The following is a 13,958-nucleotide window of genomic DNA, read 5'->3' as shown; positions in this document are numbered from 1 at the left end:
AACCGGTGATATCCGATGCTGCAAGGCAGCAAGCCGGATTTGGGCCGGAAAAGTGGCCCGGAAAGTGGCGTTGTCTGGTTGACCGCCTGATCTGCCCACAAGAAATCGGAGATGAAGAAGCCCGATACCGATGGCAAGGTTAATCCGCCATTAACAGGAAATCGGCTACTCGCAGAATCAACTGACGGATTGCGACCTCGCAAAACTGTCCGAGAACTCTATATATCTTAGAAGCGACCGGGGTCGCCTGGAGAAGAACATATGGCAACGAAGGTTAAGGAAAACGAAGAAGCCGAAGTCGAGCGCGAAGGTGCTGCCGACGGTCCGCTTCTCGACCTTTCTGACGATGCTGTCAAGAAGATGATCAAACTCGCGAAGAAGCGCGGCTACGTCACCATGGACGAGCTGAACGCCGTGCTGCCTTCCGAGGAAGTGACATCCGAGCAGATCGAAGACACGATGTCGATGCTTTCCGATATGGGCATCAACGTCGTTGAAGATGACGAGCAGGACAACGACCGCGAAGAAAACAACGACGACGACTCGGAAGAGGGCGGCGATCTGGTCGAATCCGGCGGTACGGCTGTTGCCACCACCACGACCAAGAAAGAGCCGACCGACCGTACCGACGATCCGGTGCGCATGTATCTGCGCGAAATGGGGTCCGTCGAGCTTCTGTCGCGCGAAGGCGAAATCGCGATTGCAAAGCGCATCGAGGCTGGTCGCGAGACCATGATCGCCGGGCTTTGCGAAAGCCCGCTGACCTTCCAGGCGATCATCATCTGGCGCGACCAGCTGAACGATTCCAATATTCTGCTGCGCGAAATTATCGACCTCGAAACCACCTATGCCGGTCCGGAAGCCAAACAGGCTCCGGTGATCGAGCGCGTGGAAGAGGAAAAGCCGCGCGATGACAAGCCTCAGCGCCGCTCGCGTGATGACGACGACATTACCAATGTCGGCGGCGACATGCCCGCGGAAGAGGAAGAAGAGGACGAGGACGAAGCCAACCTGTCGCTGGCGGCCATGGAAGCCGAACTACGTCCGCAGGTCATGGAAACGCTCGATCTCATCGCCGATACCTACAAGAAGCTGCGCAAGCTGCAGGATCAGCAGGTCGAGGGCCGTCTGGCCGCGACGGGCGAACTGTCGTCGAGCCAGGAACGTCGCTACAAGGAACTGAAGGATCAGCTCATCAAGGCAGTGAAGTCGCTGTCGCTGAACCAGAACCGTATCGAACAGCTCGTCGAACAGCTTTACGACATCAACAAGCGTCTGGTTCAGAACGAAGGCAAGCTGCTGCGTCTGGCCGAATCCTTCGGTGTGCGTCGTGAGGAATTCCTGAAGGAATATCAGGGCCACGAGCTGGACCCGAAATGGGTAGAGCGCGTGAGCACGCTTTCAGCCCGTGGCTGGAAGGAATTCGCAGCCAAGGAAGAGCGCGCCATCGACCGTCTGCGTTCGGAAATCCAGATGCTGGCGACCGAAACCGCGATCTCCATCGGCGAATTCCGCCGTATCGTCAATCAGGTGCAGAAGGGCGAACGCGAAGCGACCATCGCCAAGAAGGAAATGGTGGAAGCCAACCTTCGTCTCGTCATCTCGATTGCCAAGAAGTACACGAACCGTGGTCTGCAGTTCCTCGATCTCATTCAGGAAGGCAATATCGGTCTGATGAAGGCGGTCGACAAGTTCGAATATCGCCGCGGTTACAAGTTCTCGACCTATGCGACATGGTGGATTCGTCAGGCAATCACCCGTTCGATTGCCGATCAGGCGCGCACCATCCGTATTCCGGTGCACATGATCGAAACGATCAACAAGATCGTCCGCACGTCGCGCCAGATGCTGCATGAAATCGGTCGTGAGCCGACGCCGGAAGAACTGGCTGAAAAGCTCGCCATGCCGCTCGAAAAAGTGCGCAAGGTGCTGAAGATCGCCAAGGAGCCGATCTCGCTCGAGACGCCGGTTGGCGACGAGGAAGATTCACATCTGGGCGATTTCATCGAGGACAAGAACGCGCTTCTGCCAATCGATGCAGCGATTCAGGCCAATCTGCGCGATACGACGACCCGTGTTCTGGCTTCGCTGACGCCGCGTGAAGAACGTGTTCTGCGTATGCGTTTCGGCATCGGTATGAACACCGACCACACGCTGGAAGAAGTCGGCCAGCAGTTCTCGGTTACCCGCGAACGTATCCGTCAGATCGAAGCCAAGGCGCTGCGCAAGCTGAAGCATCCGAGCCGTTCGCGCAAGCTGCGTTCGTTCCTCGATAGCTAGGGCCTGGATAGCTGAACTGAACAAAAACATACGGGAAGGGGAGGCGATATGTCTTTTTTGAAGCGTCTTTTCGGTGGAGGCTCTGCCTCCGAGACACCGGCAGAGCCGAAAGAGGCGGGTCGCCTTGAACACAAGGATTTTCTGATCATTGCCACGCCCTATAGCGAGGGCGGGCAGTATCAGGTCTGCGGCGTCATTTCCAAGACGATCGATGGCGAAGTGAAGGAATATCGCTTCGTTCGTGCCGACCGTTGCCCCGGCATCGAAGATGCCGCCAGCATTTCGCTGAACAAGGGACGGCAGATCGTGGATGAACAAGGCGAAGCTATTTTCCGCTGAGCCGCCTGCAAGAGAATTGAAAAAGCCGCGCATCAAGATGCGCGGCTTTTGCTTTTTTAGAGCATAATCCGACCGGAGTGAAACGAGGATCGATAAGATTATGCTTGAAATAGAAGACGTTAGAGTGCCGATCTGATCTTATCAGATCGAAACGCGCTCTAACTGTTAATGCGGGTCGCACACCATAGCGACCATTCTGCGCACGATGGGCAGAATGGCGAGGAGAACTGGAAAGGCGACCACCCACGAAAGGGCCCATGCCGACATCCAGCTGGATGCGAGATTGGGATGGGCAATGCCAAGGCTCTTGGCGGTTGCAATCAACGACACGATGAATGTCATCATGATCGATAGGATGAACGGCATCACAATAGATGCATAGCGTGCAGGCAGCTTCCTGCGGCGTGCGCATTCAAACTGAGACATGTGTATTCCTGAATATTCTGCGGGGAAGGCGCAACGAAACATCAATGCAAATTGCCGTTCCCGGCGAGATTGATGCGTTGCCTAACGTAAGACGCTTACGGTCATGATGATGACGCGGGTCTAATAGCCCGATCCGGATCGAATATCAAGTGTTCTGAAATGGCGGCGATTTGTCCACGCCATTCCCGACATAATTCCATTATACGCTGCATTATGAACGACAAACCATTCTGGCGCACCAAGACCTTGAACCAGCTCACCCGCAGCGAGTGGGAGAGCCTGTGTGACGGTTGCGGCCAATGTTGCCTGCATAAATTGCAGGATGACGACACAAACGAGATTTACTGGACCAGCGTTGCCTGCACGCTGCTCAACCCGGACAGCTGCCAGTGCCGTGATTATCCGAACCGCAAGAAGACGGTGCCGGACTGCGTTTTTCTGACGCCGGAGATCGTTGACGAGGTGGACTGGCTGCCTGTGACGTGCGCCTACCGTCTGGTTGCAGAAGGTTCGGATCTCTATTGGTGGCATCCGCTGGTTTCGGGTTCACCCGAAACGGTGTATGAGGCAGGTATTTCCGTTCGCGGCAAGGTGACGGCTTTCGATCACGATCTGGAAGATGACGACGATTATCTCGATCATATGGTGATGCCGAGCCACCGCTGATGGCTCGTTTGCGTTTTTCAAACATTGCGTAAATTTAATCTATGCTTCAAATATCGCAGCGCGGATTTTGTTCCCTTATAACGCATTGAATTTATTTAGTTTATAAGAGCAGTGCGCAGGCATTCCTTCTACTTCATATGAAGCTGAACGGCACATGAACGTTGGTTTTTCATTCTGTTCATCTATAGGGCGCTACTTCTCGGATGCCTCAGGCAAGACCTGAAAACAAATCGAAGAGGTTCAAAGATGTCTGCTATTTCGCTCAAGTCGTTCGTCGTAACCGCTGCTCTTGGTGTTGCCGCCATCTTCACGACGGCAGCTTCCGCCAGCGCCGCCTCGCCGGTTGTCGCTCCAGCCATCAGCACGTCGGCAAGCTCTGCCATCGTGAATATCGATTACCGAGGCTACCACCATGGCCGTCCAGCTTATCGTGGTCGTGCCTGCTCCATCGAAGGCGCCAAGATGAAGGCTAATCGCATGGGCATCCGCAATGCGCGTGTCGTCTATCGCGGCAAGTCGGTTCAAGTTCGTGGCTTCCGTCATGGTCGCCCTGCCGGTGTCGTGTTCGCAAATGTTCGTGGTTGCCCGATCATTCGCTAAGGCGCACGGCTTAAGTTTCAAAAGCTCCGGCCTGAGTAAATCAGGCCGGAGCTTTTCTTCGTGGCGGGTAAAAGAAAAGGGGCGCTGGAGCGCCCCTTCGCAATTGCCAATTGGATTGCCGTTATTCCTTGATTTCGAAAACGACATTGACCGAAACGTTATAGCTGTTCTCGCCAGCTGCAACGGGCACGGCATCTTCCGGCGCTGCTGCGGCCATGGTCTTATACTGAGCACGAGCGATTGGCATCGGCATGGGTGGGCGGCTCTGCTCGTTGATTTCGACAACGCGGCCAATGCCTACACCGGCAGCATCGGCAAGCGTCTTCGCCTTGGCGATGGCGTCGGCAACGGCACGCTTGCGCGCTTCATTGATCGTGGCTGCCGGATTGTCGTTGACGAAACTCAGATCGCCACCCTGATTGACGCCGAGCGTGACGGATTCATCAAGCACATTGCCGACCTTGGCCAGATCGCGCACGCGTACAGTCAGGCTGTTCGAAACCGTATAGCCGGTAATGCTTGGTTCTTTCAGACCATTCTTGTCGTCCGGATAGACGTAGCGCGGCTGGATGTTGATGCCGCCGGTCTGAAGATCGCGATCTTCGATACCGGCTTTCTTCATGGCTTCGAGTACTTTCGCCATGGCTTCGTTGTTGGCGGTCATAGCTTCGCGAGCGGTCTTCGCCTCGCGCAATACGGAGAGATTGAGGATGGCCATATCGGGCGAGGCGGTCATGGTGCCTTCGCCAGTGACGGCGATACGCGCAGGCTGCTTCGTCATCTGATTCTCCTGTGCCAGAGCTGGCAGCGTCAGCGCGCCTGCGAGCATGATTGCAGAAAAGGAGGTTGCAAGAAGAGTGGTAGCGCGGTTGTTCATAAAATCTCCTGTAGAGAAAGTTGAGGCAGCTCTGGCAAAGCTGGTTACACCGGAGCGGGTGGCCACTTTGCCTTTGAAATCGCTTATTTCTTAAGTTCCCTCTTATGTATGAAGCCGACGATATCAGATTCGAATTGTGTGCCAATTACAACTGCTGGTTCAAATCAGAAATACCGTGGTTTTAGAGCGGTTCCAGTTAAAGCGGAGTCGCTGGAACCGCTCTAACTATCTGTTTCGTCGCATTATCCTAGGCAAAACCGCTTCGCACTTTTGCAGGAAATGCTCTAGGTTGTATGCATCGCAACTGAATATGTGCGCATTAGGGCAACTGATGCATTTGACAGCTTGTATCCCGGCTTTCTTTAGGGTAGGTCAACGTTGCGTGGGGCCTGTAGCTCAATTGGTTAGAGCCGGCGGCTCATAACCGCTTGGTTGGGGGTTCGAGTCCCTCCGGGCCCACCATTTACTCCTTCAATTAATTCGTACCGATGAGCTGTACTTCCGCCTGAACTGCGGCTCCATTTTCTATCCAGTGTTTCAAGAATACGTCTTCTGTTGATCTGGAATTTTCCCTTTGACCGTAAGTTATATGTGAATTCTCTTTAATATTTCCGTGACGTCGCAAGCTCGTTTAAATACCAATTACACCATGCAGTATAATAATGAATGGGGTACATGGTGTATTATAAATGGGAAGTCCGGCCTGATAAACGTTTGGCTGTGGGAATAGTCGCTTCAAATCAGATGAAGATGGCGCAGACGTCAGCGCTTCGGCGCATGGCACGGGTGGTTGTTCTATTAGCCGGTATTACAAGCGCGGGTTTTGCAACAGAAGCTTTCGCATATGACTATGGCCAATATGCCAACGGGACGCTCGAGAGGCTGATTACTGAATATCCTGGTCGTTATCGCGGCACGGCCAGTTTCGCCGGTGCGACGGACTGGATGCAATCGCGTCTCGGCTTTGGTTACCAGACAGTCAGGCAGGACTTTACTTGGGCTGGCAGCCGCAGTTCGCAGAATGTTATTGCATCTGCGCCCGGTACGAGCGGTCAGTATCTGGTTCTCGGCGCACATTACGACACCTATTACGGCCGTCCAACGCTGCAAGGGCTCGACGATAACGCCTCCGGTGCAGCCGTCTTGACCGAGATCGCCCGCAATCTGGCAGGCATTCCTCTGGAGAACGGTCTGGAAGTCGTCGGGTTTGGAGCGGAAGAAGAGGGCTTGCGCGGATCGAGAGCCTATGTCGCTTCGCTTAGCGATGAGCAGCGCGCAAACATGCTCGGCATGATCAACCTCGATAGCCTCATTACCGGCGACAAGATGTATGCCCATGCTGGCAGCAACAGCATCGATAATCCGGTTTTGACTGCTTATCGTGACCAGATTCTGCGCATCGCGAACGAGCTTGATATTCCTCTGTTCACCAATCCCGGTCTCAACCACGAATATCCGGCTGGAACCGGTTGTTGCAGTGACGGGGAAAGCTTCAACGGCCTCAATATTCCGGTCTTGTTCATTGAAGCGACGAACTGGGAACTTGGCGATCTCGACGGTTATCAGCAGACGGACAATCCAGCGATTCCCGGCGGTTCAACCTGGCATACGCCGAGCCTCGACAACAAGGATGTTCTCACCAATGCCTTCGGCCAGGAGCGTATTGACCAGAGGCTCCAGGACTTTTCAAGGCTGTTGACCCGTCTCGTTCTGGAACTGACGGGCGCTGATCTGCTTGCTTCCACAGCTTCCGGCGGCACAATGATCCGTCAAATGACGGATCAGCTGCAGCGTCAACATCAAGCACTGACAGGTTTGCACAATCGCCGTTGGCTGACCTTGCTTGAAAGTGATCGCGCTGTTGGGACATTCAGCGGCGAAGCGAGCGTGGAAGGGGAGTTATATCCGGGCAGCGGTTTTGATCTGCCCGGAGTTTCGGACGCGAATCGTGTTGGCTTCCACCTCCTCGGTGATTATCGTTACAATGCAGCATGGACGCTTGGGGGAAGCTTCAGCTTTCAGCGCAGCCGGGACAAGCTGGCAGATGACGGTTCGATAGATGGCGATAGTTGGCAGGGGGCTGTCTATGCTCTTTATCAGGATGCGGCCTCAAACTGGTTTGCGGGCGACATCAATATCGGGCGAACCAGCTTCGACAATGATCGCTCGGTATTCTTGCGAGCCATGAACGGCCCGGTTCTGCTGAACCAGCAATTGCAATCAGATACTTTCGCCTTGTCCTGGGGCGCCCGCATTGAAGGTGGACATGATTTTAGCTGGGCAGGTGTGAAGAGCGGACCGGTGGCCGGTCTCGATTACATGCGCTACCGTATCGATGCCTTCAATGAAGGCGACGCTTTCAGAACCGCGCTCGACTATGCGAAACAGGATTTTGATTCACTTGAAGTGAGCGTTGGCTGGCGTTTGCATGGCACGATGACGTTTGCAAACGGTATGGTCCTGCGACCATATACGAGTGTGAAATGGGTGAGGGAGCTGGCCGACGGGCGCCCTGAGACAATCGGCCTGACCACCATGGCCGATGGTCGTGACCGAATTGCGTTTCTTGGTGATGTTGACAAGGAGTTTGGACGCGCTCAGCTGGGTGCCCAGCTGGCGGTTACGGATGACATCGGTATGTTCAGTGAAATCAACGCCCGCTTCGCACATGATGACGGAAGCGAGGTTAGCTATTCACTGGGACTTCAGTTTCGGTTCTAGATTCCTCAACATATCTCATATTTGCAAAACACCGGTCTGTTCCAACAGACCGGTGTTTTTGGTTTCCATCGCAAACTTTCAACAAATTTTAGCAGTTCGTTAAGAAAATAGTAACGCAATGAAACAATTTTTTAAGTGACGTGAACTGGCGACAAAATGGAGGTTTTGGGCGATGAGAAAAAATGCAACCACCGTTGCGCTGGCATTGGCAGGGTTGGTGGCGAGCTCTCTCGCGGCTTCAGCGAAGACGAGTTATTTGGGTGAATTCCGCGATTGGGGCGTTTACCAGAACACCGAGCTTGCGGGTAACAAATGCTATGCTTTGACTGTACCGATCAATTTTCAGCCGACCGGCGTGCAGCACGGTGATAATTTCGTGATTATTTCCAAGGCGGATGGCCAGTATAGCCCTCAATTGGTGATGGGATATCAGCTGAAAGCCAACAGTTCGGTCAATGTGATGGTGGATGGCGCGCGCTTTCCGTTCTTCAGCGAGGGCAATCGCGCCTGGGCGGAAAATGTTGCCGATGAAGCGAAGCTGATGCGGGCAATGCGCGCGGGCAAAACGCTCAATGTGCAGGCAACATCGGCACGCGGTACGCAGACCCGCTATACCTTCTCCCTGATGGGGCTTTCCGCCTCTCTGCAGCGCGTGGATGGCTGCCGGTGATAATTGAAAAAGCCCTGCCAATGGGCAGGGCTTTCTCTTGAAGGATGCGGCTTTATGAAAGCCAGGTCTGGCGATTGTACCAATCATCCAGTTCAGAACGCACGCGGTCTTTTTCTATGCCGTAGCGTTCCTGGATTTTGCCTTCCAACTGCTCGCGCCGGCCATTGATCTGGTCGAGATCGTCATCGGTGAGTTTACCCCACTGTTCCTTGATCTTGCCCTTGGCCTGTTTCCAGTTTCCTTCAACGCGATTCCAGTCCATTGGTTGGTCCTCCGTTCTGGGTTGGTTATGGATAACTAACGCAACGGAGCGTGATTGGTTCAGCAAAAAACTGTAGAACCAGCTCAAAGACCGAGGAACTTGAAGGGCTCGCTTTCCTTGAAACTGTCGTTGACGACGCCATTGAACGTGTTGGTCTGATTGACGCCGAGGTCGAGTTTCTTGACCTTGCCGGTTTCTGGCGAAAAGTCGATTTCCTTGAGATCAACCCAGAAGACATTGGGTGTCAAAGCCGATTCGAAGAAATACAGCATGCGCTTCTGGTCGGCCACCGTCCGCCAGCGTGTCGAGGAAATGTTCGGCTGGTCAGGTGTTGTCAGGCCGAAAGGCACCGAGGTGTTCCGGATGACGCTGAAAACACTGGCAATCGACTCAACAGGGTCGTCGGTTTTCGGGACGGCGTTTACATAGAACGATGCGCGCGCAAAACGGTCGGCGGCGCGATTGGTGCCCGGCAGCATGACAGTGCCGCCGATCTGGGTCCAATAGGAGTTGAGCGCAAGCTGCTCGTCGAATGTCGGCGAATTGGTCATCACCTGATATTGCTTGCCGTGATGGATCACCTGCTTGCCGTTGATATATTCGATGACCGCGCTGTCGCCGCTGGAATCGGATATGGCCAGATGCAACGTGGCCAGTCTGTCTTCACCGGGGACCTTGTCCGTCACGATGGTGAAAGGCTCTGCGCGCAGAGTTTTGACCGCCTCGTCGACTGTGGCAAAGTTATCAAGCACATATTGCGCCCAAGCCGCGATGCTGAGGCCCGGTGTGGTGCCGTCATATTTCGGATATTCCGATTCAACGAGCCACAATGCGCCAACGGAAAGTCCTGCTTCGTTCAGTCCATCTGTCGTGGAAATGTCGTAACCGGAGGCGATCACACTGCCATACTTGGATGTCCACTGAAGCGAGTTCTTGCCGGCCTCGCCGGAACGTTTCATGCCGCGTGGAAAGACCCAGAGATTGGTCGCAACATCCACTTTCCAATCCATGGATCGGGCGGTCATCACCTGATCGTTGGCCCCGTGATACACGAAACGTGTGCAAGCTTCGGCAATCGGTGCGGCAAGCATGCTGCCTGCAACGAGCGCTGTAGTGCAGATGCTGGAAAAAGACCGCTTCAAAATCGGCATGGATCGTCCCCTCTGTGATGCCCGGTAATCTCTAGGGCAGGATGCCCGTTCGCTATTGAGTGAATGCCCTTCGCAGGGCGATATAAGGCAGTGATTGTAAGTGGAAAGACGGGCGGACGGGTTTTAACGCTCGCCCATATAACCGCGCTGCTTCCATTGCTGCAGTGGCATGATGTCTGGCGGTCCGCCGCCTGCCTCATACCAGGAATCGACGGCCCATTTCTGGCCCTGCTTGTCTTCGACAACTGCCGTCCAGTGCGGATATCGTCCATCGAAGAAAGCGCCGCGGGACGTGCGTCGCGCGACAGTGTGGTGCTTCAGCCAGCCGCGTGATTGCAGGTAGCGCAGGAAGTTATCGGTATTGGTCGATTCATCGATGCAATCCATCTGGCCCTTGATGCGGGCCTTGCCGAATTGCATTCTCGGCTTGTCCCGGACGCCAATCGCTGCGGTGCCGCGCTGTTCGAAGATAGCAATTGCCGTTCGCAGTGCTTTCCGTTCGCCATCTGCGCTGCGACTGCCATTTTGCAGAAGGTTCCGGATACGCTGTTGGTCCTTCGCGGTCAGCGTAACTTTGGTCCGGTAATGGCATTCATAACCGTGGCAGACGCTGAAGGTTTGTGCAGAAGCCATTCCGACCGGGAAGGCCAAGCCTATGAGGACGCCAGCGCCCAGCAGTTTCATCAAATCGCTGCTCCGCGTTCGATTGAGAAGATTTCCCTGCAATTTCAGCAGGATAAAATAAATCGAATCTTCAGCTATCTTAACCGTGCTTGTGGCTGGTGAAAAGCAGGGACGGTTCAAGGCGTTCCAGCCCCTGATAGGGATTGGCGTGGATTGCGAGAATCCAGAGGCAGAATGAGGCTGTCAGCGAATAAATGACGAGCGCCTTTACACCAGCTCGCACACGGTCCGCATGGGTCGCTGCAATGGTTATCGCCGTGAGGAATGTAAGAGAAAGCACGAGATACCATTTGTAATAGTCGATTGAGGTTGATCCGACAGCCAGACGGGTATTGCGCGCGTCCTGCAATTCATCGAAATCGTTGATGAGTTGGGAGATAACGGGTGACGGCACGTCGGCGCGTGCCAGATTGATGATCTCGCGCCGGATACTCTGCAACGCCGTTTCAACGGAAGCTGCTGGCTCGACATTGATCTTTTCGCGCCATTCGTCATCGATTACGGCAAGGCGATAGCCGGTGAGGGCGGCAGTAAGTTCAGGCGCATTCAATATCTCGGCCCTGGACGTTCCGATCAGACGGGAAATGGCCGAGCGTTCTTCACTGATCGCCTGATCTGCCCGGGAATTGACGCTCCAGATATCAGCGGCAACAAAACCGAGCGACAAGGCCCAGGCCGTCGCAATGGTGCTGATGAAAGCACCGATCGGAATGGACAGAACGTCGCTGGCTGCATGTTTGGACAGCATGTCGAGCGCGAAACGTCCAACCGCATAGAACACAATTCCAAGTACGGCGAAGGCCGTAAAAGAAAGATAGATCGGCAGCTCGAAGATATAGGTCATTCATTCCCCCACATTATTCCCCGCTTATTATTACCGGAAGTCGTTGAATTTTACTTAGAGCTGATCAAGGGGAGAGAATAGCAAAAAACCCGCCGGTTTTGCCGGCGGGTCAAACAACAGAAACTAACTTGTTGTGAACTAGAACGAGACGGAGAAACCAACGACTGGCCCATGCTGGGTCACGTCATACTTGAAATTCTCAACCGTATCGTTGTCCTTGTAGTCCTGATAAAGCGCCCGGTAGCCGACACGGAATGTCGTGGGAATATCGAAAACCATTGTTCGATATCCAAGATAGATTTGGCCATTGGCGCTGAGTTTGGTTCCGGCCCCGAAACCACCAATGTCGGCTTCCGCAAAAATGTTCCACCGGTCATTGATGTCGTAGAAGACACGCGCGCCTACAAAGGGATCGGTCCATTCCACCTTGCGCGACTCGCTGTAAGGGCCAACTTCAAGTCCGGCCTCCAGTCTTGTCCAGCGAACACCCACGGTTGGTTCAATCGCGAAAATCCGCTGGTTTCCGAAGAGCGTCGTTCCCTCGAGCTGCTGTTCATAGACGCGATAATAAGCACCAGCTGCCAAGGTGGTTGTCTTGATATCGAGGGCGAGTTCGTTGTCGCGGAGGTTTTCATCCTGACTGGTCTTGACGTACTGACCGTCGATGAAAAAACCAACCGTGCCGTTGCTGATATCGACATTGCCCATGAAAGTCATATCGAGATTATCGAAAATCTCGCGGAATGGGACGTTAACATCCGTGCTGCGGCCCAGCAGACCTGCAGTGCCGTTCAACGATGCGCCCCAGACATATGGGCTGAAAATCACGCGCCAGCGCTGCTGGTCCTGAATTTCTGGTTGTGGTGTCACGGCATCTGCCGCGAACGATGTCGCTGACATACCTATTAAAACAGCTGATGCTAATATAATACTTCTGGAAAATTTTAACAGTAAATTCCCGTTCTGGTTACGCGATCTTCCGTCTTTCACCGAAAAACCCCCCTGGATTATGTATTAGCAATTTCGATAATACATCAGATTTAAATCTTTCTCCATATATATGTTAATCATTCAGGGAAATAAACTGAAAATTGATACTTATATTAAGGTTTGTTCTGTTTATTTTCATCAGGTGCAACCATTTATTCGGAATGGGAGCGGCGCCTCTTTTCTCATTGAGGTGAGGCGAGGAAGTTATTTTGGCAATTCTTAATATGACAAATCGTGGAGTAACGAGGTCATCATGAAAACGAAACAATCTTTCTGGAAGTCGTCTCGCCGGATGTTTGCGCGGGGCGCTGCAACCGCTCTCATCGCTGCAGCTCTGGTCGTTCCTCAGGCAGCTTTCGCCTGCACCAGCTTCGTTCTCCCGACGAGCGACGGTGGTATGGTCTATGCGCGCACGATGGAATTCGGGTTCGAACTCAAGTCCGATATGATTGTCGTTCCGCGAAACTATGCTTTCACGGCGACCGCCGCCGATGCGAAACCCGGCAAGCAATGGAAGAGCAAATATGCCGTGATCGGCATGAATGCATTCGGCATTCCGGCTCTCACGGATGGCATGAATGAGAAGGGACTTGCGGGCGGCATCCTCTATTTCCCGGATTACGCCAAGTTCCAGGATCCTTCCACGGCCAAGGCGGAAGACAGCCTTGCTCCTTGGGATGTTCTGAGCTGGGCCCTGACCAATTTCTCCACAGTGGCGGAAGTGAAGGCAGCTCTTGGCAGCATTGCCGTCATTGATGTCAAGCAACCCAATATGGGTTTCGCACCACCTGTGCATTATACACTGCACGATGCGACGGGTGCATCGATTGTCATTGAACCCATCGATGGCAAGCTGAAGGTTTATGACAATCCGCTCGGAGTGATGACGAATTCGCCGTCCTTCGACTGGCACATGACCAATCTGCGCAATTATGTTCACCTGTCGCCGGACAATACCAAGCCGCTCAAGGTCAATGGCGCTACTTTCACGCCATTGGGTGAAGGATCGGGTATGCTGGGCGTGCCTGGAGACACGACGCCTCCATCAAGGTTTGTGCGCGCAACCGCTTTCGTTCTGTCGGCGGCAAAGGTGCCGAGCGGGCCGCAAAGCGTTCGTCTGGCCGAGCATATCGCCAACAATTTTGATATTCCCAAGGGCTGGATCGTGGACCCGGCAACGCCGCTCGAATACACGCAGTGGACGACCATCGCCGACATGAAGAACATGACTTACTACGTCAAGACCTATGACGATCAGGTTCTTCGCGGTGCTGCTTTCAAAGATTATGATCTTGAAGCCAAGGATCTGGTGACGATCAAGATGCAGGAGCGTCTGGATCCGCCAGCCCTGACTGACAAGTAAGTCTTTTCAGGAATTGAGAGTCTGGAGCGCCGATCTGATTGAACCGGGTCGGCGCTCCAACTATTTACGCGGTCGTTTTCAGGAC

The 13,958-nt window shown here is 53.9% G+C and carries 14 protein-coding genes and 1 tRNA gene; 8 read left to right on the top strand and 7 right to left on the bottom strand.

Features of this window, described 5'->3' with window-relative positions; all coding sequences use genetic code 11:
• Positions 1 to 261 precede the first annotated feature (261 nt).
• Both rpoD and ABDF71_RS10755 read left to right on the top strand, forming a co-directional pair.
• Positions 262 to 2,280 carry an RNA polymerase sigma factor RpoD gene (gene rpoD, locus ABDF71_RS10760; protein ID WP_010659674.1) on the top strand — a complete coding sequence of 673 codons (2,019 nt, stop codon included), beginning with the start codon at positions 262 to 264 and terminating at the stop codon, positions 2,278 to 2,280.
• A 48-nt stretch (positions 2,281 to 2,328) separates the two neighbouring features.
• Complete coding sequence (locus ABDF71_RS10755) at positions 2,329 to 2,619, top strand: HlyU family transcriptional regulator (protein ID WP_010659675.1); 291 nt, start codon at positions 2,329 to 2,331, stop codon at positions 2,617 to 2,619.
• 165 nt (positions 2,620 to 2,784) lie between these two features.
• Here ABDF71_RS10755 and ABDF71_RS10750 read toward each other — a convergent pair whose 3' ends face one another.
• Positions 2,785 to 3,045, bottom strand: coding sequence for a DUF2798 domain-containing protein (locus ABDF71_RS10750; RefSeq protein WP_040129169.1), 261 nt, complete (start codon positions 3,043 to 3,045; stop codon positions 2,785 to 2,787).
• 213 nt (positions 3,046 to 3,258) lie between these two features.
• Here ABDF71_RS10750 and ABDF71_RS10745 point away from each other — a divergent pair, with 213 nt between their 5' ends.
• Entirely contained in the window at positions 3,259 to 3,711 is a 453-nt protein-coding gene (locus ABDF71_RS10745) for a YcgN family cysteine cluster protein (RefSeq protein WP_151663651.1), read from the top strand.
• 246 nt (positions 3,712 to 3,957) lie between these two features.
• Positions 3,958 to 4,311, top strand: coding sequence for an antifreeze protein (locus tag ABDF71_RS10740; protein WP_094513956.1), 354 nt, complete (start codon positions 3,958 to 3,960; stop codon positions 4,309 to 4,311).
• A gap of 121 nt (positions 4,312 to 4,432) precedes the next feature.
• On the opposite strand, the gene ABDF71_RS10735 is transcribed toward ABDF71_RS10740, so the two are convergent.
• Complete coding sequence (locus tag ABDF71_RS10735) at positions 4,433 to 5,188, bottom strand: SIMPL domain-containing protein (RefSeq protein WP_010659679.1); 756 nt, start codon at positions 5,186 to 5,188, stop codon at positions 4,433 to 4,435.
• Between the two features lie 385 nt (positions 5,189 to 5,573).
• Between ABDF71_RS10735 and ABDF71_RS10730 the strand changes: the two genes are divergently transcribed.
• The 3 genes from ABDF71_RS10730 to ABDF71_RS10720 all read left to right on the top strand — a co-directional run bounded on the left by ABDF71_RS10730 (position 5,574) and on the right by ABDF71_RS10720 (position 8,579).
• Positions 5,574 to 5,650: transfer RNA gene (locus tag ABDF71_RS10730), tRNA-Ile, on the top strand.
• A gap of 288 nt (positions 5,651 to 5,938) precedes the next feature.
• Positions 5,939 to 7,909: an autotransporter domain-containing protein gene (locus ABDF71_RS10725; RefSeq protein WP_235918642.1), complete on the top strand. Its 1,971-nt coding sequence runs from the start codon at positions 5,939 to 5,941 to the stop codon at positions 7,907 to 7,909.
• 172 nt (positions 7,910 to 8,081) lie between these two features.
• Complete coding sequence (locus tag ABDF71_RS10720) at positions 8,082 to 8,579, top strand: invasion associated locus B family protein (RefSeq protein ID WP_012091713.1); 498 nt, start codon at positions 8,082 to 8,084, stop codon at positions 8,577 to 8,579.
• A 52-nt stretch (positions 8,580 to 8,631) separates the two neighbouring features.
• Here ABDF71_RS10720 and ABDF71_RS10715 read toward each other — a convergent pair whose 3' ends face one another.
• The 5 genes from ABDF71_RS10715 to ABDF71_RS10695 all read right to left on the bottom strand — a co-directional run bounded on the left by ABDF71_RS10715 (position 8,632) and on the right by ABDF71_RS10695 (position 12,420).
• Positions 8,632 to 8,841 carry a CsbD family protein gene (locus ABDF71_RS10715; protein ID WP_006467262.1) on the bottom strand — a complete coding sequence of 70 codons (210 nt, stop codon included), beginning with the start codon at positions 8,839 to 8,841 and terminating at the stop codon, positions 8,632 to 8,634.
• An 83-nt stretch (positions 8,842 to 8,924) separates the two neighbouring features.
• A complete protein-coding gene (locus ABDF71_RS10710) occupies positions 8,925 to 9,992 on the bottom strand; it encodes a linear amide C-N hydrolase (RefSeq protein ID WP_010659684.1) in 1,068 nt (355 codons plus the stop codon).
• 123 nt (positions 9,993 to 10,115) lie between these two features.
• Positions 10,116 to 10,676, bottom strand: coding sequence for a hypothetical protein (locus ABDF71_RS10705; protein ID WP_500061664.1), 561 nt, complete (start codon positions 10,674 to 10,676; stop codon positions 10,116 to 10,118).
• Positions 10,677 to 10,755: 79 nt separating this feature from the next.
• Entirely contained in the window at positions 10,756 to 11,520 is a 765-nt protein-coding gene (locus ABDF71_RS10700) for a bestrophin-like domain (RefSeq protein ID WP_012091715.1), read from the bottom strand.
• 138 nt (positions 11,521 to 11,658) lie between these two features.
• Positions 11,659 to 12,420, bottom strand: coding sequence for a hypothetical protein (locus ABDF71_RS10695; protein ID WP_235918643.1), 762 nt, complete (start codon positions 12,418 to 12,420; stop codon positions 11,659 to 11,661).
• A gap of 343 nt (positions 12,421 to 12,763) precedes the next feature.
• On the opposite strand from ABDF71_RS10695, the gene ABDF71_RS10690 reads away from it, so the two are divergent.
• Positions 12,764 to 13,873, top strand: coding sequence for a linear amide C-N hydrolase (locus ABDF71_RS10690; RefSeq protein WP_151663702.1), 1,110 nt, complete (start codon positions 12,764 to 12,766; stop codon positions 13,871 to 13,873).
• The last annotated feature ends 85 nt before the right edge of the window (positions 13,874 to 13,958 follow it).

The sequence above is a fragment of the Ochrobactrum sp. WV_118_8 genome, assembly GCF_039631535.1.
In the GTDB taxonomy this organism is placed as follows: domain Bacteria; phylum Pseudomonadota; class Alphaproteobacteria; order Rhizobiales; family Rhizobiaceae; genus Brucella; species Brucella anthropi.
Note: the sequence above shows the minus strand (reverse complement) of the source record. Positions and strands in the feature narration are given on the sequence as shown.